The sequence below is a fragment of the Lysinibacillus sp. 54212 genome (assembly GCF_036662795.1).
Taxonomy (GTDB): domain Bacteria; phylum Bacillota; class Bacilli; order Bacillales_A; family Planococcaceae; genus Lysinibacillus_B.
In genome coordinates this window covers 1-1,310 of record NZ_JBAFWZ010000067.1, presented here as the reverse complement: position 1 = coordinate 1,310, position 1,310 = coordinate 1, and the positions used below count along the sequence as shown (strand labels likewise).

At 38.0% G+C, this 1,310-nt stretch carries 1 protein-coding gene; it reads right to left on the bottom strand.

Annotated elements, in window-relative coordinates:
- Positions 1-152: 152 nt before the first annotated feature.
- Positions 153-1,310 (bottom strand): polysaccharide deacetylase family protein (locus V4T18_RS18245; protein ID WP_332651875.1); only part of this gene is annotated, 1,158 nt, incomplete at its 5' end.

Sequence of the window (1,310 nt, the reverse complement as noted above, 5' to 3'; positions counted from 1 at the left end):
AAAAGTGGCTAGTATTTCGGAAAAGATGGCTAGTATTTTCAATTTTTTGGCTAGTATTTCGAAAAAAGTGGCTAGTAAACATCAAAAAAACGCTATTGAACATCGAAAAGATGATTCAACAGCGTTTTCTTATGGTCTTTTTTGGGAAACGATTAACGGTAAGGCAAAATTTCGCTAACCGTTACAAATTCATAGCCCTCGCTTGAAAGATAGGCAAGCACAGCATCTAATCCATCAGCTGTTGATTGATGAATATCGTGCATCAGGATAATCGCATTATTATGCATGCCGTTTTGAACGATTGGCAGTAGCTTATGTTGATCACGGTGCTTCCAATCTAATGTATCTACTGTCCAGTTTACGACATGACGTGGAATCATTTCGTTGATGGCAGCGTTTGTTGCACCATATGGCGGGCGGAATACCGTTGATTCATGTCCTGTTGATGCAAAAATAGCTTCCTCTGTAGTCGTGAATTCGCCCATTATTTGAGCCTTCGAAAGCTTTGGTAACACAGGGTGACTCCACGAATGGTTACCGAGCTCATGTCCTCGATTATGCACTTCCTTTGCGATTTCAGGATAGTATTGGACACGATTTCCTAACATAAAGAAAGTCGCCTTGGCGTTATATTTTTCAAGCGATTGTAAGATTTGCATTGTCACCTTCGGATGTGGTCCATCGTCAAAGGTTAAGGCGACACGTTTTCGATTGTCATCAATAACGTTCCCCGGATTTTCCTCAGCGACCATTTCTATTTGAAATTCGGCTGCTAAAATCGGGTTTAAAAATGATAGTGGTATAGTAATGGAAACAGGACCATACTCTTTTTTGGCAATCGATCCTTCGTCAAAGTAAATAACAAGCTCATCATCGTGGATGGCGAATTTATCAAATAGAATCCAACGTGCTTCTGTTGCAAGTAACATGTCTTCCTTTAGGAGCACTGGCTGTAGCTCTTTATTTGCTTCAATAACGGAGCGAACATGTGTGACAAAGGTTTCGAGGTTTTTATCATCTTCACCTAGTAAGCTTTGAATATCTAAAATTTCCTTGCTTTCAATATTATAAAAAACGGTTTTTATGGACGTTGTAAGGTCATTGTCGTTTGCAGACATTCGATTTGTAAATACAAAAGAATAGTACTTTTCGTTATATTGATATGTATCAAAGTGTATATTTAATTCACCGGGTACAGTATTCTTTTTGTCTATGTTTTGTTTAAGGCGCATTGCTTTTATGTAACTTTTTTTTGATGCCTTTATGTATTTCGTAATAAAATGATTAAAGGATTCGTCATCTGTCTGTGG